This is a genomic window from Citrobacter sp. Ce006, from assembly GCF_030336535.1.
In the GTDB taxonomy this organism is placed as follows: Bacteria; Pseudomonadota; Gammaproteobacteria; order Enterobacterales; family Enterobacteriaceae; genus Citrobacter; species Citrobacter europaeus.
In genome coordinates this window covers 384584-409547 of the sequence record NZ_JAOWDO010000054.1, presented here as the reverse complement: position 1 = coordinate 409547, position 24964 = coordinate 384584, and the positions used below count along the sequence as shown (strand labels likewise).

Annotated in this window: 23 protein-coding genes; 19 read left to right on the top strand and 4 right to left on the bottom strand. The window is 53.8% G+C overall.

Features of this window, described 5'->3' with window-relative positions; genetic code table 11:
* The first annotated feature begins 18 nt into the window (after positions 1–18).
* On the top strand, positions 19–756 hold the full coding sequence (gene trmN, locus OGV94_RS03455; protein ID WP_043017225.1) for a tRNA(1)(Val) (adenine(37)-N(6))-methyltransferase TrmN: 738 nt from the start codon (positions 19–21) through the stop codon (positions 754–756).
* Here the strand turns inward: trmN and nadB are convergent.
* Positions 741–2363 (bottom strand): L-aspartate oxidase, encoded by a 1623-nt coding sequence (nadB, locus tag OGV94_RS03450; protein WP_221922809.1) that lies wholly within the window; start codon positions 2361–2363, stop codon positions 741–743. The two genes, trmN and nadB, sit on opposite strands and share 16 nt — an antisense overlap.
* A 263-nt stretch (positions 2364–2626) precedes the next feature.
* Here nadB and rseD point away from each other — a divergent pair, with 263 nt between their 5' ends.
* From rseD to acpS, 12 genes are all read left to right on the top strand, one after another.
* The gene (rseD, locus tag OGV94_RS03445; RefSeq protein ID WP_049259737.1) at positions 2627–2791 is read left to right on the top strand and encodes a rpoE leader peptide RseD; all 165 of its coding nucleotides are present in this window, start codon (positions 2627–2629) and stop codon (positions 2789–2791) included.
* Positions 2788–3363 carry an RNA polymerase sigma factor RpoE gene (rpoE, locus tag OGV94_RS03440; protein ID WP_003037573.1) on the top strand — a complete coding sequence of 192 codons (576 nt, stop codon included), beginning with the start codon at positions 2788–2790 and terminating at the stop codon, positions 3361–3363. The genes rseD and rpoE overlap by 4 nt, the downstream gene beginning before the upstream one ends.
* Positions 3364–3394: 31 nt before the next feature.
* Entirely contained in the window at positions 3395–4045 is a 651-nt protein-coding gene (rseA, locus tag OGV94_RS03435; RefSeq protein WP_003037574.1) for an anti-sigma-E factor RseA, read from the top strand.
* Positions 4045–5001, top strand: coding sequence for a sigma-E factor regulatory protein RseB (rseB, locus tag OGV94_RS03430; RefSeq protein ID WP_043017223.1), 957 nt, complete (start codon positions 4045–4047; stop codon positions 4999–5001). Before rseA ends, rseB begins: the two co-directional genes overlap by 1 nt.
* Complete coding sequence (gene rseC, locus OGV94_RS03425) at positions 4998–5462, top strand: SoxR-reducing system protein RseC (RefSeq protein ID WP_043017222.1); 465 nt, start codon at positions 4998–5000, stop codon at positions 5460–5462. Before rseB ends, rseC begins: the two co-directional genes overlap by 4 nt.
* Before the next feature lie 270 nt (positions 5463–5732).
* Complete coding sequence (lepA, locus tag OGV94_RS03420; RefSeq protein WP_043017221.1) at positions 5733–7532, top strand: translation elongation factor 4; 1800 nt, start codon at positions 5733–5735, stop codon at positions 7530–7532.
* A gap of 15 nt (positions 7533–7547) precedes the next feature.
* Positions 7548–8522 carry a signal peptidase I gene (lepB, locus tag OGV94_RS03415; protein ID WP_042306654.1) on the top strand — a complete coding sequence of 325 codons (975 nt, stop codon included), beginning with the start codon at positions 7548–7550 and terminating at the stop codon, positions 8520–8522.
* A gap of 269 nt (positions 8523–8791) precedes the next feature.
* Positions 8792–9472, top strand: a complete 681-nt coding sequence (rnc, locus tag OGV94_RS03410) for a ribonuclease III (RefSeq protein WP_003037579.1) — start codon at positions 8792–8794, stop codon at positions 9470–9472.
* On the top strand, positions 9469–10374 hold the full coding sequence (era, locus tag OGV94_RS03405; protein WP_006683413.1) for a GTPase Era: 906 nt from the start codon (positions 9469–9471) through the stop codon (positions 10372–10374). The genes rnc and era overlap by 4 nt, the downstream gene beginning before the upstream one ends.
* Positions 10375–10574: 200 nt before the next feature.
* A complete protein-coding gene (recO, locus tag OGV94_RS03400) occupies positions 10575–11285 on the top strand; it encodes a DNA repair protein RecO (protein WP_043017220.1) in 711 nt (236 codons plus the stop codon).
* A gap of 15 nt (positions 11286–11300) precedes the next feature.
* The gene (gene pdxJ / locus OGV94_RS03395; RefSeq protein WP_043017219.1) at positions 11301–12032 is read left to right on the top strand and encodes a pyridoxine 5'-phosphate synthase; all 732 of its coding nucleotides are present in this window, start codon (positions 11301–11303) and stop codon (positions 12030–12032) included.
* The gene (gene acpS / locus OGV94_RS03390; RefSeq protein WP_003037588.1) at positions 12032–12412 is read left to right on the top strand and encodes a holo-ACP synthase; all 381 of its coding nucleotides are present in this window, start codon (positions 12032–12034) and stop codon (positions 12410–12412) included. The genes pdxJ and acpS overlap by 1 nt, the downstream gene beginning before the upstream one ends.
* A gap of 29 nt (positions 12413–12441) precedes the next feature.
* On the opposite strand, the gene OGV94_RS03385 is transcribed toward acpS, so the two are convergent.
* Both OGV94_RS03385 and OGV94_RS03380 read right to left on the bottom strand, forming a co-directional pair.
* On the bottom strand, positions 12442–12702 hold the full coding sequence (locus OGV94_RS03385; RefSeq protein WP_003037590.1) for a YfhL family 4Fe-4S dicluster ferredoxin: 261 nt from the start codon (positions 12700–12702) through the stop codon (positions 12442–12444).
* 55 nt (positions 12703–12757) lie between these two features.
* Positions 12758–13606, bottom strand: a complete 849-nt coding sequence (locus tag OGV94_RS03380) for a MurR/RpiR family transcriptional regulator (protein WP_043017218.1) — start codon at positions 13604–13606, stop codon at positions 12758–12760.
* Positions 13607–13722: 116 nt separating this feature from the next.
* Between OGV94_RS03380 and murQ the strand changes: the two genes are divergently transcribed.
* Genes murQ through tadA form a run of 4 tightly spaced genes read left to right on the top strand, consistent with a single transcriptional unit; the run spans position 13723 to position 17196 of the window.
* Entirely contained in the window at positions 13723–14616 is an 894-nt protein-coding gene (murQ, locus tag OGV94_RS03375) for an N-acetylmuramic acid 6-phosphate etherase (protein ID WP_087050929.1), read from the top strand.
* A 9-nt stretch (positions 14617–14625) separates the two neighbouring features.
* Positions 14626–15990 (top strand): PTS transporter subunit EIIC, encoded by a 1365-nt coding sequence (locus tag OGV94_RS03370; RefSeq protein WP_286522586.1) that lies wholly within the window; start codon positions 14626–14628, stop codon positions 15988–15990.
* A 3-nt stretch (positions 15991–15993) separates the two neighbouring features.
* Positions 15994–16629 carry a phosphatidylglycerophosphatase C gene (yfhb, locus tag OGV94_RS03365; RefSeq protein ID WP_043017216.1) on the top strand — a complete coding sequence of 212 codons (636 nt, stop codon included), beginning with the start codon at positions 15994–15996 and terminating at the stop codon, positions 16627–16629.
* 51 nt (positions 16630–16680) lie between these two features.
* Positions 16681–17196 (top strand): tRNA adenosine(34) deaminase TadA, encoded by a 516-nt coding sequence (tadA, locus tag OGV94_RS03360; protein ID WP_286522597.1) that lies wholly within the window; start codon positions 16681–16683, stop codon positions 17194–17196.
* Between the two features lie 48 nt (positions 17197–17244).
* On the opposite strand, the gene mltF is transcribed toward tadA, so the two are convergent.
* The gene (gene mltF / locus OGV94_RS03355) at positions 17245–18795 is read right to left on the bottom strand and encodes a membrane-bound lytic murein transglycosylase MltF (protein WP_087052427.1); all 1551 of its coding nucleotides are present in this window, start codon (positions 18793–18795) and stop codon (positions 17245–17247) included.
* 256 nt (positions 18796–19051) lie between these two features.
* Here mltF and purL point away from each other — a divergent pair, with 256 nt between their 5' ends.
* Together purL and qseE are read left to right on the top strand one after the other, a co-directional pair.
* Positions 19052–22939, top strand: a complete 3888-nt coding sequence (gene purL, locus OGV94_RS03350; protein ID WP_286522584.1) for a phosphoribosylformylglycinamidine synthase — start codon at positions 19052–19054, stop codon at positions 22937–22939.
* Between the two features lie 588 nt (positions 22940–23527).
* Positions 23528–24958 (top strand): two component system sensor histidine kinase QseE/GlrK, encoded by a 1431-nt coding sequence (gene qseE / locus OGV94_RS03345; protein ID WP_105179687.1) that lies wholly within the window; start codon positions 23528–23530, stop codon positions 24956–24958.
* Positions 24959–24964: the final 6 nt, after the last annotated feature.

The following is a 24964-nucleotide window of genomic DNA, read 5'->3' as shown; positions in this document are numbered from 1 at the left end:
CCAGGAAGGTTGTTCTTCATGCCCCAGTCTACATCCGTACTTAGACGTAATGGATTTACTTTTAAGCAGTTTTTTGTGGCACACGATCGTTGTGCAATGAAAGTCGGAACAGACGGTATTTTATTGGGGGCCTGGGCCCCTGTTGCGGGCGTAAAACGGATCCTGGATATTGGTACCGGAAGCGGCCTGTTGGCGCTGATGCTGGCCCAACGCACTGATGAAAACGTCATCATTGACGCCGTGGAGCTTGATGTTGACGCCGCGCAGCAGGCGCAGGAGAACATCGCGCAATCTCCGTGGATGCATCGCGTGAGCGTCCATACGGAAGATGCGCAGCAGTGGGTACCGCGCCAGACCGTGCGTTTTGATTTGATTATCAGCAACCCTCCCTATTATGAACAAGGGGTGGAATGCGCCACGCCGCAGCGCGAGCAGGCACGCTACACCACTACGCTCGATCATCAGGCATTACTTACGCTGGCAGCGGACAGCATAACGGAAGAAGGTTTTTTCTGTGTGGTGCTGCCGGAACAGATCGGCAATGCATTTACCCAGCAGGCACTCAGTATGGGCTGGCATCTGCGATTGCGCACGGATGTTGCAGAAACGGAAGCCCGACTACCTCATCGGGTATTGCTGGCATTCTCCCCGCAGGCCGGGGAGTGCTTTAGCGACAGGCTGGTGATCCGTGGGCCAGACCAACGTTACTCTGAAGGTTACACGGCGCTGACCCAGGCGTTTTATCTGTTTATGTGATGACTTAGCGGCGAGAGAATGGATGGGCCCGCCTCTGGAAGCTGTTCCGGGTAATCCAGCGTGTAGTGCAGGCCCCGACTCTCTTTGCGCATCATTGCGCAGCGGACAATCAGTTCAGCAACCTGCACCAGATTGCGCAGTTCCAGTAGGTTGTTCGAAACACGGAAATGGGCGTAATACTCGTTGATTTCCTGTTGTAGCATGGTGATACGGCGCAGGGCGCGCTCCAGACGCTTGGTTGTGCGCACAATGCCGACGTAATCCCACATAAACAGCCGCAGCTCATGCCAGTTATGCTGAATGACAACCAGTTCATCCGGGTTTTCTACCCGGCTTTCATCCCAGTCCGGGAGCGTGTTAACGCCGCGAGCATAAGGCATGCGCCTGTCGATATCTTCAGCCGCGGACCAGCCGTAAACCAGGCATTCCAGCAATGAGTTCGATGCCATCCGGTTGGCGCCATGCAGGCCGGTGTAACTCACTTCGCCGATCGCATACAGCCCGTCGACATCGGTGCGGCCAAAGTCATCAACCATCACGCCGCCACAGGTATAGTGTGCGGCAGGAACGATAGGAACCGGCTCTTTAGTCAGATCGATGCCCAGTCCCAGTAATTTTTCATAAATCATCGGAAAATGCTGACGAACAAATTCTTCTGGTTTATGGCTGATGTCGAGGAACATGCAGTCAGCGCCCAGGCGTTTCATCTCGTGGTCAATGGCGCGGGCGACAATATCGCGGGGAGCCAGTTCGCCACGCTCGTCAAAATCGGGCATAAAGCGCGAGCCGTCCGGGCGCTTCAGGTGCGCGCCTTCGCCACGCAGCGCCTCGGTCAGCAGAAAATTGCGCGCCTGAGGGTGATACAGCGCCGTCGGGTGAAACTGGTTAAACTCCAGGTTGGCGACGCGGCATCCCGCGCGCCAGGCCATCGCAATCCCGTCGCCCGAGGAAATATCCGGATTAGTGGTGTATTGATAGACCTTTGATGCGCCGCCGGTGGCCAACACGACTGATTTCGCATGGCAGGTTTCGACGGCTTCTTTATTACGATTCCAGATCCAGGCACCAACAACCCGACGCGTTCCCGGCAGACCGATTTTGTCAGAGACAATCAGATCGACGGCATTACTCCGCTCGAGAACCCGGATGTTGGGGTGATTTTGCGCCTGGCTGACGAGGGTGGTTTCGACTTCTTTGCCGGTAGCATCCGCAGCGTGCAGGATACGTCGATGGCTATGACCGCCTTCACGGGTCAGGTGATAGCTTTCTTCACCGTTGGGCTGAACCTGCGTATCAAACAAGACGCCCTGATCGATTAGCCACTGAACGCAGGTGCGGGCATTGCTGGCGACAAACTCAACCGCATGGCGATCGCACAAACCGGCCCCGGCAATCAGGGTATCTTCAACGTGGGAGTCGATACTGTCGGTTTCATCAAATACCGCGGCAATACCGCCCTGGGCATAAAATGTCGAGCCTTCGCTGACCGGGCCTTTGCTCAGGACAATAACCTGATGTTTTTCAGCCAGGCGCAGCGCCAGTGAAAGTCCGGCAGCCCCGCTGCCAATGATCAGCACGTCACAGGATAATTCAGGAGTCGTATTCATGATTTTTGTTTAATTTACTAAACAGTGTTTGGTCACCATAGCACCACATTGCGCGATACTGCACGTTTTATTTTTAAATGTGTTGCAATGACTAAACAAGAAAGAAAAGTATAACGAGGGTGAAAAGAGCAAAAATATTTTGTGAAGCAGACCGTTAGCATCAGATTATGTGGTGAAATAAAGTAGCCGTTGGGTTACTCTGCAAGCGGTGAAATGGGCATTTCTAAACAGATAGTGCGTTGATCGGGTTATGTAGACTTATAATGAGAGATAAGACCTGTCTACAACATGACAAACAAAAAACAATGCGTAACGGAACTTTACGAAACTTGAGCACTCTAAGCATTTGCTTGCTCATAGTGAAGCTGATGGAGTGGCGTTTCGAAGGCGCGTGGAAATTTGGTTTGGGGAGACTTTACCTCGGATGAGCGAGCAGTTAACGGACCAGGTCCTGGTAGAACGGGTCCAGAAGGGAGATCAGAAAGCCTTTAACCTACTGGTAGTGCGCTATCAGCATAAGGTGGCGAGTCTGGTTTCTCGCTATGTACCGTCGGGCGATGTACCCGATGTAGTACAAGAAGCATTTATCAAGGCCTATCGTGCGCTGGACTCGTTCCGGGGAGATAGTGCTTTTTATACCTGGCTGTATCGTATTGCAGTCAATACAGCGAAGAATTACCTGGTCGCTCAGGGGCGTCGTCCACCTTCCAGTGATATTGATGCGATTGAAGCAGAAAATTACGAAAGTGGCGGTGCGCTGAAAGAAATTTCGAACCCTGAGAACTTAATGTTGTCAGAAGAACTGAGACAGATAGTTTTCCGAACTATTGAGTCCCTCCCGGAAGATTTACGCATGGCAATAACCTTGCGGGAGCTGGATGGCCTGAGCTATGAAGAGATAGCCGCTATCATGGATTGTCCGGTAGGTACGGTGCGTTCACGTATCTTCCGAGCGAGGGAAGCTATTGATAATAAAGTTCAACCGCTTATCAGGCGTTGACGATAGCGGGATACTGGAAAAGGTATTAGGCATGCAGAAAGAAAAACTTTCCGCTTTAATGGATGGCGAAACGCTGGATACTGAGTTACTCAAAGAGCTGGCTCACGACCCGGAAATGCAAAAAACCTGGGAGAGTTATCACCTGATTCGCGATTCCATGCGAGGTGATACCGCCGACGTTCTCCATTTCGATATTTCCGCCCGCGTAATGGCTGCCATCCAGGATGAGCCAGTACGTCAGACGGCGCCATTGATTCCTGAGGCCCAGCCAGCACCGCACCAGTGGCAGAAAATGCCATTCTGGAAGAAAATGCGTCCGTGGGCCGCGCAGCTTACCCAAATGGGTGTCGCCGCGTGTGTATCACTTGCAGTTATTGTTGGCGTCCAGCACTATAATGGGCAATCTGAAACGTCCCAGCAGCCCGAAACGCCGGTATTTAATACATTACCGATGATGGGTAAAGCCAGTCCGGTTAGCCTGGGTGTACCTTCTGACGCGACGGCCAGCGGCGGTCAGCAACAGCAGGTACAGGAGCAGCGTCGTCGTATTAATGCCATGTTGCAGGATTACGAACTGCAACGTCGACTGCACTCTGAACAGCTTCAGTTTGAGCAGGCCCAAACACAGCAAGCCGCTGTGCAGGTGCCAGGAATTCAAACTTTAGGAACGCAATCGCAGTAATGAAGCAACTTTGGTTTGCCATGTCACTTGTGGCTGGTAGCCTGTTCTTCTCTGTAAACGCCTCGGCCAATCCTGCGTCTGGGGCGTTGTTGCAGCAGATGAATCTGGCCAGCCAGTCGCTAACCTATGAGCTGTCATTTGTCAGCATCAATAAGCAGGGTGTTGAATCCCTACGTTATCGCCATGCCCGCCAGGATAACCGTCCGCTAGCGCAACTGTTGCAAATGGATGGACCGCGCCGGGAAGTGGTGCAACGTGGCAACGAAATCAGCTATTTTGAGCCTGGTCTCGAACCGTTCACGCTAAACGGCGACTATATCGTTGACTCTCTGCCATCTCTGATTTACACCGACTTTAAACGCCTTGCTCCCTACTATGATTTTATCTCAGTAGGTCGCACCCGCATTGCCGATCGGCTCTGTGAAGTGATCCGCGTTGTCGCCCGTGACGGGACGCGTTACAGCTATATCGTCTGGATGGACACGGAGACCAAGCTGCCGATGCGTGTCGATCTTCTCGACCGTGATGGCGAAACGCTGGAACAGTTCCGCGTCATCGCCTTTACCGTAAACAACGGCGTCAGCGACAGTATGCAGGCGCTGGCGAAAGCCAATCTGCCGCCGCTGCTGTCGGTTCCTGCAGGTGAGAAAACCAACTTTAACTGGAGTCCGTCGTGGTTGCCGCAAGGCTTCAGCGAAGTCTCCAGCAGTCGACGTCCGCTGCCGACAATGGATAACATGCCGATCGAATCGCGCCTTTATTCTGATGGCCTGTTTAGTTTCTCCGTGAACGTAAACCGTGCGATGCAAAACAGCGCCGATCAACTGTTACGAACCGGGCGTAGAACGGTCAGCACCAGCGTACGTGATAACGCGGAAATTACGATAGTGGGCGAACTCCCACCGCAAACGGCGAAGCGTATCGCGGATAATATTAAGTTCAGGGCTGCGCAATGATTAAAGAGTGGGCGACGGTCGTCTCCTGGCAAAATGGTCTGGCGACGGTCAGCTGCGATGTTAAAGCATCATGTAGCAGCTGTGCTTCCAGGGCCGGATGCGGGAGTCGCGTGCTGAACAAACTTGGGCCGCAGACCACGCACACCATCGTGGTACCCTGCGACGAACCCTTAGCGCCTGGTCAAAAAGTTGAACTGGGCATTGCCGAGGGTAGCCTGTTGGGTTCGGCGATGCTGGTCTATATGTCTCCGTTGGCGGGACTGTTTCTTTTCGCGGCGCTTTTCCAGGTGCTGTTTGGTTCCGATCTTGCGGCATTAAGCGGCGCCGTGCTGGGGGGCGTGGGCGGATTCCTGATTGCTCGTGGATTCTCTCGTAAGCTTGCTGAGCGTGAGGCCTGGCAGCCGGTCATTCTGAACGTTGCTCTCCCACCCGATCTTATTCGCGTCGAAACCCAGCAGTGATATCTTTGCCTGATGGCGCTGCGCTTATCAGGCCTACGGCGTCATCAGATGCAGGCGTAGGCCGGATAAGGCGTTTATGCCGTCACCCTGCAAAAGTTTCACCGGCTTTGCATGGTCGTTTCCAGTTCCCGCTATCCTTGCTCTATGAACATTTCCTCGCCTCAGCGTTGTAGTGTAGAATGCGGCGTTTCACTTAAACAGACGTTAAGCTCAGATCAGCGACTTCTCAGAGCCTGCTCCGGCGGGCGTAAGGCACAATAATTACACTATATGAAGAACATACGTAACTTTTCAATCATAGCTCACATCGACCACGGTAAATCGACGCTGTCTGACCGTATTATCCAGATCTGCGGTGGCCTGTCTGACCGTGAAATGGAAGCGCAGGTTCTCGACTCGATGGATCTGGAGCGTGAGCGCGGTATTACTATCAAAGCGCAGAGCGTGACGCTCGATTTCAAAGCATCTGATGGTGAAACCTATCAGCTTAACTTTATCGACACCCCGGGTCACGTTGACTTCTCGTATGAAGTTTCCCGCTCGCTTGCTGCCTGTGAAGGCGCATTGCTGGTGGTTGATGCCGGACAGGGCGTAGAAGCGCAGACCCTGGCTAACTGCTATACCGCCATGGAAATGGATCTGGAAGTGGTGCCGGTACTGAACAAAATTGACCTGCCAGCCGCCGATCCTGAGCGCGTAGCGGAAGAGATCGAAGATATCGTCGGTATTGATGCAACTGATGCTGTTCGCTGTTCGGCGAAAACCGGTGTTGGCGTCACTGATGTACTTGAACGTCTGGTGCGCGATATCCCGGCGCCGGAAGGCGACCCGGAAGGTCCATTGCAGGCGCTGATCATCGACTCCTGGTTCGATAACTACCTGGGCGTGGTGTCACTGGTGCGTATTAAAAATGGCACCATGCGTAAAGGCGACAAAATTAAAGTGATGAGCACCGGTCAGGTCTATAACGCCGACCGTCTGGGCATCTTCACGCCAAAACAGGTTGACCGTACCGAGCTGAAATGCGGCGAGGTAGGTTGGTTGGTTTGCGCGATTAAAGACATTCTCGGCGCACCGGTTGGCGATACCCTGACGCAGGCGCGTAACCCGGCGGACAAACCGCTGCCAGGCTTTAAAAAAGTGAAGCCGCAGGTTTACGCCGGTCTGTTCCCGGTGAGCTCTGACGACTACGAAAACTTCCGTGACGCGCTTGGTAAGTTGAGCCTCAACGACGCCTCCCTGTTCTACGAGCCGGAAAGCTCAACCGCGCTTGGCTTTGGCTTCCGCTGCGGCTTCCTCGGCCTGCTGCACATGGAGATCATTCAGGAACGTCTGGAACGTGAATACGATCTGGATCTGATCACTACCGCGCCGACCGTAGTCTATGAAGTAGAAACCACGGCGAAGGAGACTATTTACGTCGATAGCCCGTCCAAGCTGCCGCCGTTGAATAACATCTACGAACTGCGTGAGCCGATCGCTGAGTGTCACATGCTGCTGCCGCAGGCTTACCTTGGTAACGTCATCACCCTGTGTATCGAGAAGCGTGGCGTCCAGACCAACATGGTTTACCACGGTAACCAGGTGGCGCTGACCTATGAAATTCCGATGGCGGAAGTGGTACTCGACTTCTTCGACCGTCTGAAGTCAACCTCTCGCGGCTATGCGTCGCTGGACTATAACTTCAAACGCTTCCAGGCGTCTGACATGGTACGCGTTGATGTCCTCATCAACAACGAACGTGTCGATGCGCTGGCGCTGATCACTCACCGCGACAACTCCCAGAGCCGTGGCCGTGAGCTGGTCGAGAAGATGAAAGATCTGATCCCTCGTCAGCAGTTTGATATCGCGATTCAGGCGGCCATCGGCACGCACATCATCGCGCGTTCAACGGTTAAGCAGCTGCGTAAAAACGTTCTGGCGAAATGCTACGGTGGCGATATCAGCCGTAAGAAAAAGCTGCTGCAAAAACAGAAAGAGGGTAAAAAGCGCATGAAGCAGATCGGTAACGTCGAACTGCCGCAGGAAGCGTTCCTCGCCATTCTGCATGTCGGTAAAGACAGCAAATAATCTTAAGGAGTTGGCATGGCGAACATGTTTGCCCTGATTCTGGTGATTGCCACACTGGTGACGGGCATTTTATGGTGCGTAGATAAATTCATCTTCGCACCAAAACGCCGGGAGCGTCAGGCAGCAGCGCAAGCTGCTGCAGGTGATTCACTGGATAAAGCAACGCTGAAAAAAGTGGCCCCTAAGCCGGGTTGGCTGGAAACTGGGGCATCCGTTTTCCCGGTTTTAGCTATTGTACTGGTGGTGCGTTCATTTATTTATGAGCCGTTCCAGATCCCGTCTGGTTCGATGATGCCGACGCTGCTTATCGGTGACTTTATCTTGGTGGAGAAATTCGCCTACGGGATTAAAGATCCGATTTATCAGAAAACGTTGATCGAAACTGGCCATCCGAAACGTGGAGATATCGTGGTGTTTAAATACCCGGAAGATCCCCGTCTGGACTACATCAAACGTGCTGTCGGTTTACCGGGAGACAAAGTGACGTACGATCCGGTGGCGAAAGAGGTCACTATTCAGCCAGGATGCAGTTCAGGTCAGGCGTGTGAAAACGCGCTGCCGGTAACGTACTCTGATGTTCAGCCAAGTGATTTTGTACAGACCTTTGCTCGTCGTAACGGCGGTGAAGCGACCAGCGGCTTCTTTGAAGTTCCGCTGAACGAAACGAAAGAGAACGGTATTCGCCTCTCCGAGCGTAAAGAAACGCTGGGTGAGGTAACGCACCGCATTCTGACTGTGCCAATCGCCCAGGATCAGGTGGGGATGTATTACCGCCAGCCAGGTCAGCAACTGGCAACCTGGATCGTCCCACCGGGACACTACTTCATGATGGGTGATAACCGTGACAATAGCGCGGACAGCCGTTACTGGGGATTTGTGCCGGAAGCGAATCTGGTTGGTAAAGCGACGGCTATCTGGATGAGTTTCGACAAGCAAGAAGGCGAATGGCCGACCGGTGTGCGTTTAAGCCGTATTGGTGGCATTCACTAATTGCCGATAATCGTTCACGCTGTCGTCATTATGGCGACAGCGTGAATTATTTCTCGGATAAATTCCCGCAGACTAACGACATCCCTTGTCGTTGTGTATAGAATATTCCCCCGAAGTTTTAGGTTGGCACCGACAGGTTGCCACGGCACACGAAACAGCGTTGGTTTGTATACAAATGCATTCAAGTGAAGCCAGACGGCTAAGCGAAGTGCGTATATCAGGTCTGTTTCGTGTGCTGAATTGTTGACGCATTCATTTATTGGTATCGCATGAACCCCATCGTAATTAATCGGCTTCAACGGAAGCTGGGCTACACTTTTAATCATCAGGAGCTGTTGCAGCAGGCATTAACTCACCGGAGTGCCAGCAGCAAACATAACGAGCGTTTAGAATTTTTAGGCGACTCTATTTTGAGCTTTGTTATCGCTAATGCGCTGTATCACCGTTTCCCGCGTGTGGATGAAGGTGATATGAGCCGCATGCGCGCAACGCTGGTTCGCGGCAATACGCTGGCTGAATTAGCCCGTGAGTTTGACCTCGGTGAATGTTTACGTTTGGGGCCCGGCGAGCTGAAAAGCGGCGGCTTCCGTCGTGAATCGATCCTGGCGGATACCGTTGAAGCTTTAATTGGCGGCGTCTTCCTCGACAGCGATATTCAAACCGTTGAGCAATTGATCCTGAACTGGTATCAAACTCGTCTGGATGAAATTAGCCCAGGCGACAAACAAAAAGATCCGAAAACGCGCCTGCAGGAATATTTGCAGGGTCGCCACCTGCCTCTACCGTCTTATTTGGTGGTGCAGGTGCGTGGTGAAGCACACGATCAAGAATTTACTATCCACTGCCAGGTCAGCGGCCTGAGTGAACCGGTGGTTGGCACAGGTTCGAGCCGTCGTAAGGCTGAGCAGGCTGCCGCCGAACAGGCGTTGAAAAAACTGGAGCTGGAATGAGCATCGATAAAACTTACTGTGGATTTATTGCCATCGTCGGCCGCCCGAACGTCGGCAAATCCACTCTGTTGAATAATCTGCTTGGGCAGAAGATTTCCATTACCTCACGTAAGGCTCAGACAACACGTCACCGTATTGTTGGCATCCATACCGAAGGCGCGTATCAGGCGATTTATGTTGATACTCCGGGTCTGCATATGGAAGAAAAACGTGCGATCAACCGTCTGATGAACAAAGCGGCGAGCAGCTCTATCGGTGATGTTGAACTGGTTATTTTCGTTGTCGAAGGCACCCGCTGGACGCCGGACGACGAAATGGTGCTCAACAAGCTGCGTGATGGTAAAGCCCCGGTTATTCTGGCTGTGAACAAAGTAGACAACGTTCAGGAAAAAGCCGATCTGCTGCCGCACCTGCAGTTCCTGGCAAGCCAGATGAACTTCCTTGATATCGTACCGATTTCTGCCGAAACCGGCTTGAATGTCGATACCGTTGCGGGCATCGTGCGTAAGCATTTGCCGGAAGCTATTCATCACTTCCCGGAAGATTACATCACCGACCGTTCTCAGCGCTTTATGGCCTCTGAAATCATCCGTGAAAAGCTGATGCGTTTTCTGGGTGCTGAACTGCCGTACTCCGTTACCGTGGAGATTGAGCGTTTTATCTCCAACGAGCGCGGTGGCTACGACATTAACGGTCTGATCCTCGTTGAACGTGAAGGGCAGAAGAAGATGGTTATTGGCAACAAAGGGGCCAAGATTAAAACCATCGGTATTGAAGCGCGTAAAGACATGCAGGAAATGTTCGAAGCGCCCGTTCATCTCGAACTGTGGGTGAAAGTGAAATCCGGCTGGGCCGATGACGAACGCGCGCTGCGCAGCCTCGGTTACGGCGACGACCAGTAGTTTTAATACTCTATGGCTTTCGAGGTGCAGGACAAAACACATAGTGTTTTGAACAGCGCTTGCGCTGGCTCCGAAGGAGCGAGGCCAGAGGCAGAGTCACGCGGCAAGTCCGTGAATCCCCGGGAGCTTACTCTCGTAAGTGACTGGGGTGAACGGGCGCAGCCAACGCACCTGCAACTTGAAAGACGACGAGTATTATGATGGAAGGATGGCAACGCGCTTTTGTCCTGCACAGCCGCCCGTGGAGCGAAACCAGTCTCGTGCTGGACGTCTTCACGGAAGAGTCGGGCCGCGTGCGCCTTGTGGCTAAAGGCGCACGTTCCAAACGTTCCAATCTCAAAGGCGCACTCCAGCCTTTTACTCCCTTATTGCTTCGCTTTGGTGGACGTGGTGAGGTCAAAACCTTGCGCAGCGCCGAAGCCGTTTCTCTGGCACTCCCTCTTAGCGGTATCACGCTGTACAGCGGTTTGTATATCAACGAGCTTATTTCTCGCGTTCTTGAGTACGAGACCCGCTTTTCTGAACTCTTTTTCGATTACCTGAACTGTATTCAGGCGCTGGCTGGCGCGACCGGTTCGCCAGAACCTGCGTTACGTCGCTTTGAGCTTGCCTTGCTTGGGCATCTGGGCTACGGCGTTGATTTTACCCACTGTGCGGGTAGCGGCGAGCCGGTAGACGACACCATGACCTATCGCTACCGGGAAGAAAAAGGGTTTATTGCAAGCGTCGTAATTGATAACTCCACCTTTACCGGACGCCATCTGAAAGCACTTGAATCGCGAGAATTTCCGGATGCTGATACGTTGCGCGCCGCGAAACGCTTTACCCGTATGGCGTTAAAGCCGTATCTTGGTGGTAAGCCCCTAAAGAGCCGTGAATTATTCCGGCAGTTTATGCCGAAGCGAAAATAAAATACGAGGATTGTCATGTCCGAATTACTGTTAGGCGTCAACATTGACCACATTGCTACTTTACGTAATGCACGCGGTACCGCATACCCGGATCCGGTTCAGGCAGCGTTTATCGTTGAACAGGCGGGCGCAGACGGTATTACCGTACATCTGCGTGAAGACCGTCGCCATATCACCGACCGTGACGTGCGTATTCTGCGCCAGACGCTGGATACGCGCATGAATCTGGAAATGGCGGTCACCGAAGAGATGCTGGCGATTGCCGTTGAGACTAAGCCGCATTTTTGCTGCCTGGTGCCGGAAAAGCGTCAGGAAGTTACCACTGAAGGTGGTCTGGACGTCGCCGGTCAGCGCGACAAGATGCGCGATGCCTGCCAACGCCTGGCGGACGCAGGTATTCTGGTTTCGCTGTTTATCGACGCCGATGAAGAGCAGATTAAGGCCGCTGCGGAAGTGGGCGCGCCATTTATTGAAATTCACACCGGCTGTTACGCCGATGCGAAAACCGATGCGGAACAGGCCAGTGAACTGGCGCGTATCGCCAAAGCGGCGACTTTTGCGGCCAGCCTTGGCCTGAAGGTGAATGCGGGTCATGGCCTGACGTATCACAACGTTAAAGCCATCGCCCGGATCCCGGAAATGCACGAGCTGAACATTGGCCATGCCATTATCGGGCGCGCAGTGATGAGCGGCCTGAAAGATGCCGTAGTAGAAATGAAACGCCTGATGCTGGAAGCGCGTGGTTAATGGCGATTCTGGGATTAGGTACGGATATTGTGGAGATTGCCCGCATTGAAGCGGTGATCTCCCGTTCCGGCGACCGTCTGGCAAGACGCGTGCTCAGCGACAACGAATGGGCAATCTGGGAGACGCATCAGCAGCCGGTGCGTTTTCTGGCGAAGCGTTTTGCGGTCAAAGAGGCGGCAGCAAAAGCCTTCGGGACGGGTATTCGCAACGGTCTGGCGTTTAATCAGTTTGAGGTCTTTAACGACGAACTCGGTAAGCCGCGTCTGCGGTTATGGGGGGAGGCGTTAAAACTGGCGGAAAAACTCGGCGTCGCACATATGCATGTGACGCTGGCCGATGAGCGTCACTACGCCTGCGCCACGGTGATTATCGAAAGTTAGATACAGGACATTGCCGGATGGCGACGCGGTTATAGTTTATCGGCGTGGTGCATCAGCACAAACTTATCCCACAACTGCTCTTCTGTTTCGACGTGTGCCGGATCTTTCAAAATAGTATTGGGGATCGGGCACACCTTCTGGCAGGTTGGCGTGTCGTAATGGCCTACGCATTCCGTACACTTGTCGCTGTTAATCTCGTAAATGCTGTCACCCATCGAAATCGCCTCATTCGGGCATTCGGGCTCGCACATATCGCAATTGATGCATTTTTTAGTGATTAACAGGGCCATCAGGAAACTCTCAAAACATCACAAATCGGGCGGGCATTATACGCGCATTCTTTGCTCAGACCAGTTTTTTTACCAGTGCTTCGCTGTGGCGAATACGTTCCGGAGCATGTTCCAGATCCTGCTGCACCAGCGCCATAAACAGTAAATCAGTGAGCATCATTTGCGCGTGGGTGGAGGAAATCGCTGCGCTGCGTGTGGCCTGCTCCTCAGCAATCGTATACAGACAATGACTTGCCCGTTGCTGCAGGGCGTTTGGTGTAAATCCAGTGATGGCGAGAATTTTGGCTCCGGTGCGCAATGTTTCGTCCGCAGCCAGGTTGAGCTCGCGCCGCTCTCCGGTATACGAAATGGCCAGCAGTAGATCATTGGGCGAAAGCGCCTGCACCGCTGCCAGCAGGGCGTGCATATCGCGTTCTACCACCGCGTTAAAACCAATCTTCAGCAGCTTCCAGGCAAAATTCTGCGCAACCAGACCCGATGCGCCAATCCCGGTTACGATAATGCGTCGGGCTGAGCGCAGCATCGTGACGCTCTCCATCAGTTTCTCTTCGCTGTTGACGTCCAGCGTCGCATGCATCGCCGCCACATTCTCTTTAATCAGCTTCTCGCCCACCATCCGCATGGGGTCGTCACCGCGAATCTGATTATGCACCGGAATGGAATGGGGATTGGGGTTGCTGGCCAACGCTTCGCTGATCGCCAGTTTCAATGCCGGAAACCCTTTAAAACCCATCTTTTGTGCGAACTTCACCACGCTGGACTGGCTGACGCCCGCTTCAAAAGCCAACTGCTGTGAGCTGAGATGACGCGCGGTATCCGGCTGAGCAAGAAGATAATCCGCAAGTTTTTTATCGCTTTGCGCGAGGTCCGGGTAACGCTGACGAATGCGAATTAAACAGTTCATGCTGTCTCCTGGCGAAAACGTGATGGCGATTACAAAACAAAATTTCACTCGCCTGGATGAATATAATATTCCATTATGACAGATTATTATGAATTAAAAATTCCTAAGGACCAAAAATGAATCTCGGTGCATTAGTTTCAGAAACCCGCAATCCACAGACCATGGATCTGGATGCGCTCTCCACGCTGGAGTTGGTTCATCGTTTTAATCAACAGGATACGCTGGTAGCACAAGCAGTAAAAGCAACTCTGCCTCAAGTTGCGCGCGCGGTCGACGCGGCAGCTGACGCGCTCAAAGCCGGAGGACGCATTATATACATGGGCGCAGGTACCAGCGGGCGTCTTGGGGTGCTGGACGCGTCTGAATGCCCACCGACCTTTGGCGTCCCGCATGGTCTGGTGGTCGGGCTGATTGCTGGCGGACCGGGCGCGCTGCTGAAGGCGGTAGAAGGCGCAGAAGATAACCCGCAGTTAGGTGAAGACGATCTGCGTGCGCTCAATCTTACCGCACAGGATCTGGTGGTGGGGCTGGCAGCTTCTGGTCGCACACCGTATGTGATTGGCGGGCTGAAATATGCGCGTTCGGTGGGTTGTACGACGGCGGCGATTTCCTGCAATCCAGATTCCCCTATCGCGCATGAAGCGGATATTGCCATTTCTCCGGTAGTGGGGCCTGAGGCGTTGACCGGATCAACGCGACTGAAATCTGGTACCGCGCAAAAGCTGGTGCTCAATATGATCTCCACCGGTGCGATGGTGAAATTTGGCAAGGTATACCAGAACCTGATGGTGGATATGCAGGCTACCAACGTCAAGCTGGTCGATCGGGCATGTCGCATGGTGGTTGAAGCCACCGGCATCGCGCGTGAACAGGCGCAGGCGCTGCTAAAGCAGACCGATTTTGATGTTAAGCCGGCTATTTTAATGGCGCTCACCGGCCTGGATGCCGCCGCCGCCCGCGAAAAACTTGCCGCTCACCAGGGTTTTTTACGCGCGGCGTTAGAACACTAAGAGGTGTATATGGATAAGACGGCGGTGTTGGCCAGCGACATTCTGCTGGGCGTTGGCGGAGAAAAGAATATTCTGCGCCTGGAAAACTGTATGACCCGCGTCAGAGTGGAAGTTCAGGATGACGGACAGATTGATATCCCTCGCCTCAGGCAACTGCCCGGTGTTAGCGGTTACGTGAAGCAGGGTGCACAGCACCAGATTATCGTCGGTCCCGGTAAAGCCGCCAAAGTGGTGGATGCTATGCGTTCCCTGATTGCCGATGGCGGCGAGCGAGCAGACGCCAATGATATCGAGCGCACGAAGTCAGAGGCCAAAGCGAAGTACAAAGCACCCATGAGCGATGCGCTGCGCAAGCTGGCGAACGTCTTTATCCCTCTTATTCCGGCGTTTATCGCCTCCGGTTTGATTACCGGCATTATTAACATCCTTAAGCGACCGGACATCGTCGGGGATTTTGCGACCCACTATCCGAATATGCTGGGTCTGATGGGCATATTCGGCAGCGCCGTGTTTGCCATCATGAATATTCTGGTTGGGGTGAATACCGCCAAAGTCTTCGGCGGCTCTCTGGCGATGGGGGGGGTGATGGCGGGGATCCTCTCCAGTCCGCAGCTGGCGCAAATTACCCTGTTTGGCGAAGCGCTGCAGCCGGGGCGCGGCGGGGTGATCGCGGTACTACTGGTGGTGGCGCTGATGTGCTGGATCGAACGCAAATTCCGCGTGCTGTTGCCGGAATCGCTGGAGCTGATCCTTAACCCGCTGCTGACTACTATCATTACCGGAATCATCGCGATTGTAGCGCTGCAACCGCTTGGCGGCTGGATTTCTGAATCTATCGCTCACGGTGCATCCTGGGCTATCGATCGCGGCGGATTCCTGGTCGGTGCCGTGCTGGCGGGAACCTTTCTGCCGTTGGTGCTTACCGGGCTTCATCAGGGGTTGGTACCTATTCACGTTGAGCTGGTTCAGGCGCACAGTTATAACGCGCTCTTTCCTATCCTGGCGATGGCGGGGGTTGGGCAAATAGGTGCTGCGATTGCGGTTTTGATGAAAACCCGCAATGCGCGGCTAAAGAAAGTGATCAAAGGGGCGCTGCCGGTCGGACTGCTGGGGATTGGCGAGCCGCTGATTTTTGGTGTCACGCTGCCGTTGGGTAAGCCGTTTATCGGCGCTTGCCTTGGCGGAGCGGTAGGCGGGGCGCTGATTAGCTACTGGAAGGTAGCGACGGTCATCACCTTTGGCATCTCCGGATTACCGCTGGCACTGACGATTGTTGCCGGAAAAGTGATGTTCTATCTGTTAGGCTATCTGGTAGCAGTTATCGCCGGGTTCCTGTTTACCTGGCTATTGGGGTTCAACGATCCAGAGGAATAAGGTTTGACCAATCACCAGCGCCGCGTTGTCTTTTTTGATTTAGATGGCACGTTACACCAGCAGGATATGTTCGGTAGTTTCATTCGTTATCTGCTGCGACGCCAGCCGCTGAATGCGCTGCTTGTGCTACCTTTGTTACCGGTGATTGCGCTGGCGTTGTTGATAAAAGGACGCGCCGCGCGCTGGCCAATGAGCCTGCTGCTGTGGGGATGCACATTTGGTCGTAGCGAGGCGCGTCTGAAAGCGCATCAGGCCGATTTTGTGCGCTGGTTTCGCGGTAACGTGACGGCGTTTCCGCTCGTGCAACAGCGGCTGACAACTTACCTGTTAAGCTCTGACGCTGATATCTGGCTTATCACAGGCTCCCCGCAGTCACTGGTCGAGCAGGTTTACTTCGACACGCCGTGGTTACCGCGTGTCAATCTGATCGCCAGCAAAATGGCGCGGGGATACGGCGGGTGGGTGTTGCCTCTGCGCTGCCTGGGCCATGAGAAAGTGACGCAGCTTGAACGCCACATTGGCGCGCCGTTACAGCTATACAGTGGCTACAGCGACAGTAATCAGGACAATCCGCTGCTCTCTTTTTGCCAGCACCGCTGGCGCGTCACGCCGCGCGGAGAACTGCAACAACTCGAATGAAGCCAACGCACATGCAATTTAAAGCATGACGGGTATAATGCGTCCGCTTTTATTGGTGGAGTAACCTCTTTGTCTGAAGTTGAATTTAGTCACGAATACTGGATGCGTCATGCTTTAACGCTGGCTAAGCGTGCCTGGGATGAGCGTGAAGTCCCGGTGGGCGCGGTATTGGTACATAACAACCGTGTGATTGGCGAAGGCTGGAACCGTCCGATTGGTCACCATGATCCGACTGCCCACGCTGAAATTATGGCGCTGCGTCAGGGTGGCCTGGTGCTGCAAAATTACCGGCTGTTGGATGCCACGCTGTACGTCACTCTGGAACCGTGCGTGATGTGCGCTGGCGCGATGGTGCACAGTCGTATTGGGCGGGTCGTTTATGGCGCGCGCGATGCGAAAACCGGAGCTGCCGGGTCATTAATGGATGTGCTGCATCACCCTGGAATGAATCACCGGGTGGAAGTAACCGAAGGAGTGCTACGGGATGAATGCGCCACGCTGCTCAGTGATTTCTTCCGCATGCGTCGTCAGGAAATTAAAGCCCTGAAAAAATCCGCCAGTTTGTAAATGTCGCTCTGATTGCCTGATGACGCTGCGCTTATCAGGCCACCAGGACTACTTACCCTCTTTTTTCTGCGGTGAAAACAGCAGGGAAGGCGAGTGCGACAGGTAGTTTGACGACGTCTGAGACAGAAACGCCGAAAGCGGGAATTCATCTTTACCTAATAGCTCTGCTGGTGTTACAGCCGGGTAATCTTGCGCCAGTTGCTGCGTTTCCAGCGCCTGTTTCTCTTTCTCCTGCAGATACCCCACCAGGCTAATCTGGTATTTACGGATGTTTTCTACATAGGCGTAGGCTTCGTGGCCGCGCGCATAACCATAAGTCAGCTTGTTGTAATACGGCTTTTGGCTGAGCAACGGCAGTCGTTGTTTTACGTCGGACCAGCTATTCGGATTGCCTTTGGTTTTCACCGTCAGCGCCCGTGCATCCAGCATGTGCGCATAACCCATGTTATAGGCTGCGAGCGCAAACCAGATGCGTTCCCCTTCGGGGACAGTATCCGGCACTTTACTCATCATGTCCTGCAAATATCGCGCGCCGCCGCTAATGCTTTGTTCAGCATCTGTACGGTCGGTCAGCCCGAGACTTTGAGCAGTATTTTTGGTCAGCATCATCAGTCCGCGTACGCCGGTTGGGGATGTGGCCTGCGCGTCCCAGTGTGATTCCTGATACGAGATAGCGGCGAGCAGTCGCCAGTCTATCTCTTGCGCATATTTCTCAAACAGCGGCTTAAGGTCTGGCAACACGCTGTCTACGGCGCGCAAAAAGGTGCGGGTATCAACATAGTCAAAATCATCGCCATGCCCGAGATATTTCTCTTCCAGCCGTGCCAGAGAACCGTCTTCATTCATGGTGTTGAAGAAATCCAGCAGGGCGGCAGAAAGCGTATTGTCATCGTCCAGACGACTAAACCAGGTCACCGGCTGTTCGTCAGAGACGTCCAACGCCACGGCCAGCTCAGGGTGTACGCGTTGGTATAAGCTGATGGCGACGGAATCGGCAATGGTGTAATCCAGCTTTCCGGCGATAACATCATCAAGCAGTTCAGTCGTGCCCTTTTTGTCGTCAACCTTCCAGCTCAGCTCGGGGAATTTTTTCTCTTTAAGCAACTGGAGATCGTTAACCACCACGTGCCCCGGGGCGATGGTCAGTTGATTTTCGTTCACGGTGGCAAGCGTGCGTGGGCGGTATTGCCCAACCCGATACACCAACTGTTGTGAAACCGAATAATAGGTCGGGCCGGGCTGATAATTTTTCACCCGTTCGCTGTTATAGACCAGGCCTGCGGCTAACAGATCGGCATTACCGTTATCGAGGTCGTCAAAAAGCTGGCTGATATTCTGGCGCACGGTGACTTTTAACTTCACGCCTAAGTAGTTGGCGAACTCCTGGGCCAGTTCATAATCCAGACCGAATTTTTTGCCGTTGAGGGTCGCGTAAGTTAATGGTGAGTCGATGGTACTGACGCGCAGCTCTCCCCGCGACTGAATGGCGGCGATACGATTTTCGGCTTTACCGAACCAGGGAATTGATGGCCAGAGGGCCGCTGCCAACAACAGCGTTAATATGCCGATGAACAGATAATTAATCTTTAATTTTTTCAATTAGTTAATTCTCTGAACCGTACGTTGTCTCTGCCTGCTGTGGTGTTGATTAAGAAGTGAAATCGTCATTAATGAGCGGCATTTTGCTTAAACTTGCGTCAGTTGGCAACTTATTCAGAAACCAGACCGCATTTGATGATAAGAGAAGGTCGTGATTTTATTTCGACGCAAACGGTTTCGTCGGCGCGGTAGATTCTTTATAATGACGCCCGTTTCCCCACTTGGGCACACCGAAAGCTTAGAAGACGAGAGACTTATGATGGAAATTCTGCGTGGTTCACCTGCACTGTCTGCATTCCGTATTAACAAACTGCTGGCACGTTTTCAGGCTGCCAACCTCCAGGTCCACAATATTTACGCCGAGTACGTCCATTTTGCCGATCTGAATGCACCGTTGAATGAGGATGAGCACGCTCAGCTTGCACGCCTGCTGAAATATGGTCCTGCTCTGCACAGCCACGCCCCTGAAGGCAAACTGCTGCTGGTTACCCCTCGCCCCGGCACCATCTCCCCGTGGTCTTCTAAAGCGACTGATATTGCCCATAACTGCGGCCTACAACAGATTAGCCGTCTGGAACGTGGTATTGCCTGGTATGTCGAAGCCTCGACGCTGACCGCTGAGCAATGGCAGATGGTTGCCGATGAACTGCACGACCGCATGATGGAAACGGTTTTTTCTGCATTGAACGATGCCGAAAAACTGTTTGTTCATCATCAGCCTGCGCCGGTTTCCAGCGTTGATTTGCTGGGTGAGGGACGCCAGGCGCTGATCGACGCTAACCTGCGTCTGGGTCTGGCGCTGGCGGAAGACGAAATCGACTATCTGCAGGATGCGTTCACCAAACTGGGGCGCAACCCGAACGACATTGAACTGTACATGTTTGCGCAGGCCAACTCCGAGCACTGTCGCCACAAGATTTTCAACGCCGACTGGATCATCGACGGTAAACAGCAGCCGAAGTCGCTGTTCAAGATGATCAAAAATACATTCGAAACCACGCCGGACCACGTTCTGTCTGCCTATAAAGACAACGCCGCGGTAATGGAAGGTTCCGAAGTGGGCCGCTATTTTGCCGACCACAAAACGGGTCGCTACGATTTCCATCAGGAGCCAGCCCACATACTGATGAAGGTTGAAACTCACAACCACCCGACGGCTATCTCTCCGTGGCCGGGCGCGGCAACCGGATCCGGCGGTGAAATCCGCGACGAGGGCGCAACGGGTCGCGGTGCAAAACCGAAAGCCGGGCTGGTGGGCTTCTCCGTTTCCAACCTGCGTATTCCTGGCTTTGAACAGCCGTGGGAAGAAGACTTTGGTAAGCCGGACCGTATTGTTACCGCGCTGGATATCATGACCGAAGGGCCACTGGGCGGCGCGGCGTTTAACAACGAGTTTGGTCGCCCGGCGCTGACCGGCTACTTCCGTACCTATGAAGAGAAAGTGAACAGCCACAACGGCGAAGAGCTGCGCGGCTACCATAAACCGATCATGCTGGCGGGCGGGATCGGTAACATCCGCGCCGATCACGTGCAGAAAGGTGAGATCGTCGTTGGCGCTAAGCTTATCGTCCTTGGCGGTCCGGAGATGAACATCGGTCTTGGCGGCGGGGCTGCTTCCTCTATGGCTTCCGGCCAGTCTGATGCCGATCTGGATTTCGCTTCCGTGCAGCGTGACAACCCTGAGATGGAACGTCGTTGCCAGGAAGTTATCGACCGCTGCTGGCAGATGGGCGATGCGAACCCGATCCTGTTTATCCACGACGTGGGCGCGGGCGGCCTGTCTAACGCTATGCCGGAGCTGGTCAGTGATGGCGGTCGCGGCGGTAAGTTCCAACTGCGCGATATTCTTAGCGACGAGCCGGGCATGAGCCCGCTGGAAATCTGGTGCAACGAATCCCAGGAGCGCTACGTGCTGGCGGTTGCCGCCGACCAGTTGCCGCTGTTTGATGAACTGTGTAAGCGTGAGCGCGCGCCGTATGCGGTGATCGGTGAAGCCACCGAAGAACAGCATCTCACGCTCAGCGACAGCCACTTCAACAACCAGCCGATCGACATGCCGCTCGATGTGCTGCTGGGTAAAACGCCGAAGATGACCCGCGATGTGCAGACGCTGAAAGCCAAAGGCGATGCCCTGAATCGTGGCGAAATCTCGATTGCAGATGCGGTTAACCGCGTGCTGCATCTGCCGACTGTTGCAGAGAAAACGTTCCTCGTGACTATCGGCGACCGTACCGTTACCGGCATGGTGGCGCGTGACCAGATGGTTGGTCCGTGGCAGATTCCGGTCGCCAACTGCGCGGTCACTACCGCAAGCCTGGATAGTTATTACGGTGAAGCGATGTCTCTCGGCGAGCGTGCGCCGGTTGCATTACTGGATTTCTCGGCCTCTGCGCGTCTGGCGGTAGGTGAAGCGCTGACCAACATTGCTGCAACGCAGATTGGCGATATCAAACGCATTAAACTTTCGGCTAACTGGATGGCGGCTGCGGGTCATCCTGGTGAAGATGCCGGCCTGTACGAAGCGGTAAAAGCCGTTGGGGAAGAATTATGTCCGGCGCTTGGCCTGACCATTCCGGTGGGCAAAGACTCTATGTCGATGAAAACCCGCTGGCAGCAAGGTAATGAACAGCGTGAAATGACCTCACCACTGTCGCTGGTGATCACCGCCTTTGCCCGCGTGGAAGACGTGCGCCACACTATTACCCCGCAACTCTCTACCGAAGACAATGCCCTGCTGCTGATTGACCTCGGTCTCGGTAATAATGCGCTGGGGGCTACGGCACTGGCGCAGGTTTACCGTCAACTGGGCGATAAGCCTGCCGATGTGCGTAACGTTGAGCAACTGAAAGGCTTCTACGACGCGATTCAGGCGCTGGTTGCTGCGCGTAAGCTGCTGGCCTACCATGACCGTTCCGACGGTGGGCTGCTGGTGACGCTGGCTGAAATGGCCTTCGCCGGGCACTGCGGTATTGAGGTTGATATCAGCACTCTGGGCGACGATCGTCTGGCGGCGCTGTTTAACGAAGAGCTGGGCGCGGTTATCCAGGTTCGCGCTGCTGAGCGTGAAGCGGTAGAAGCGACTCTGGCTGCTCACGGGCTGGCGGATTGCGTGCACTATCTTGGTCAGGCGGTAACGGGTGATCGTTTCACTCTGAGCGCCAATGGTCAGAATGTGTTCAGCGAAAGCCGCACACAGCTTCGTATGTGGTGGGCGGAAACCACCTGGCAGATGCAGCGTCTGCGCGATAACCCTGAGTGTGCCGATCAGGAACATGACGCTAAAACTAACGATGCCGATCCAGGCCTCAACGTTAAACTGTCGTTTGATATCAACGAAGATGTTGCCGCGCCGTACATCGCCACCGGTGCGCGTCCAAAAGTGGCCGTACTACGTGAGCAGGGCGTGAACTCCCACGTTGAAATGGCGGCAGCCTTCCACCGTGCGGGCTTTGACGCCATCGATGTGCATATGAGTGACCTGTTGGGCGGACGCATCGGTCTGGGTAACTTCCAGGCGCTGGTAGCCTGCGGCGGTTTCTCTTACGGCGATGTACTCGGCGCAGGGGAAGGTTGGGCGAAATCGATTCTGTTCAATAACCGCGTCCGTGATGAGTTCGAAACCTTCTTCCATCGTCCGCAAACGCTGGCGCTTGGGGTATGTAACGGTTGTCAGATGATGTCTAACCTGCGTGAACTGATCCCGGGAAGCGACCTGTGGCCGCGTTTTGTGCGTAACCATTCCGACCGCTTTGAAGCGCGCTTCAGCCTGGTCGAAGTGACGCAAAGCCCGTCTTTACTGCTTGCCGATATGGTGGGTTCGATGATGCCGATTGCCGTTTCTCACGGTGAAGGTCGTGTGGAAGTGCGTGACGGCGCGCATCTGGCTCAGCTTGAGAGCAAAGGTCTGGTGGCGCTGCGCTATGTTGATAACTTCGGTAAGGTGACCGAGACCTATCCGGCTAACCCGAACGGTTCGCCAAACGGTATTACAGCCGTTACCACAGAAAATGGTCGCGTCACTATTATGATGCCGCACCCGGAACGCGTGTTCCGTACCGTGAGCAACTCCTGGCATCCGGAAAACTGGGGCGAGGACAGCCCGTGGATGCGTATCTTCCGCAACGCGCGTAAACAGCTCGGCTAATTAGTTCAATCGTCATCAAGCCCCTCTCCGTGAGGGGCTTTTTTGTGTTGTAGGCTGGATAAGGCGCTTTTGTTGCCATCCGGCAATAAACTCAGCGCTTACGCCGCAAAAAAAGTGTCGGGAAATCCCGACATGGGTGGGGTTGAGCTGTCGCCAAAAAGAGACATTTAATTATTTGATTTAAAATGAATTTGTTTTTAAGTGCTACAGGTGTTGCTGATTGGCGACATAAAGCGTAAAAAACAGCCAAAATCATTTTTCATATGAATAATCACATTTTCCATATTTATCATTGTGTTAATAAAGTGTTTTGAATATTGGCACAGATGCTGCATAATATCGCTCAGTGGCTCATTCACCTTCTTATGTCAGCCCCTTCGGGACGTGCTACATAAACTTCGAATGACGCACAACAAGGTGCCTGCCGTCCAACATCTGATATTAGCGTTGCTCATATCAACCTTCGGGCGAAACGTCGAGTTAGGCACCGCCTTATTTCACAACAAAGCCGGGTTGATCCCGGCTTTGTTGTATCTGGCGTTCCCCTCAGTTAGCATCAACCTATTCCTGTCCATTGAGAGTAACGCCTTGAAGCGCTGGTCAGTTTTCCCCCGATCTTTACGTCAATTGGTGACGTTGGCATTTTTGCTTATCCTGCTGCCGTTATTAGTTTTGGCCTGGCAGGCGTGGCAAAGTCTGAATGCCCTGAGCGCGCAGGCGGCGCTGACGAACCGCACCACGCTGATTGACGCCAGACGCAGCGAAGCGATGACCAATGCCGCGCTGGAGATGGAGCGTAGCTACCGGCAATATTGTGTGCTGGATGACCCAACGCTGGCGAAGGTTTATCAGAGTCAGCGTAAACGCTACAGCGACATGCTGGATGCGCATGCGGGCGTGTTGCCAGACACCAAGCTTTACCAGGCACTGCGACAGGACATTAACGATCTTGCGCAGTTGCAGTGCAATAACAGCGGTCCTGACAGTGTGGCGGCCGCGCGGCTGGAAGCGTTCGCCAGTGCCAACACCGACATGGTACAAGCGACGCGCACCGTCGTCTTTTCTCGTGGGCAGCAGCTCCAGCAGGAAATAGCCGAACGTGGGCAGTTCTTTGGCTGGCAGGCACTGGTGCTGTTTCTGGTCAGCCTGGCGATGGTGTTGCTGTTTACCCGCATGATAATCGGTCCGGTGAAGGGCATAGAAAAAATGATTAATCGTCTGGGAGAAGGGCGCTCGCTGGGCGATAGCGTATTATTTACCGGCCCCCGGGAGCTGCGTTCCGTGGGGCAGCGCATTATCTGGCTGAGCGAACGTCTTTCCTGGCTTGAGTCGCAACGGCATCAGTTTTTACGCCATCTTTCCCATGAATTGAAAACGCCGTTGGCGAGCATGCGTGAAGGGACCGAACTGTTAGCCGATCAGGTGGTTGGACCGTTAACGCCGGAGCAAAAAGAGGTGGTCGGTATTCTCGATGACAGTAGCCGCAACCTGCAAAAGCTGATTGAACAGCTTCTTGATTACAACCGCAAGCTGGCGGATGACGAGGTTGAGCTTGAAAGTGTGGAAATCGCGCCGCTGGTGGAAAGCGTTGTTTCTGCGCACAGCCTGCCCGCTCGCGCCAAAATGATACATACTGATGTTGCGCTTGCGGTGAACGCCTGTCTGGCAGAACCGATGCTATTAATGAGCGTACTGGACAATCTTTATTCCAATGCGGTGCACTACGGCGCTGAATCCGGTAACATTTGGATCCGCAGCAGTTTGCATGGCTCAATGGTATACATTGATGTAATGAATACCGGCACGCCGATTCCAGAAGCAGAACAGGCCATGATCTTCGAGCCTTTTTTCCAGGGTAGCCATCAGCGAAAAGGGGCGGTAAAAGGAAGCGGGTTGGGGCTGAGCATTGCCAGAGATTGCATCCGCCGTATGCGGGGCAAACTGTATCTGGTTGATGACCATGCGCAAAATGTTTGTTTTCGCATAGAATTGCCGCTATCTGCTGCGAAAAATCACTAAAATAAA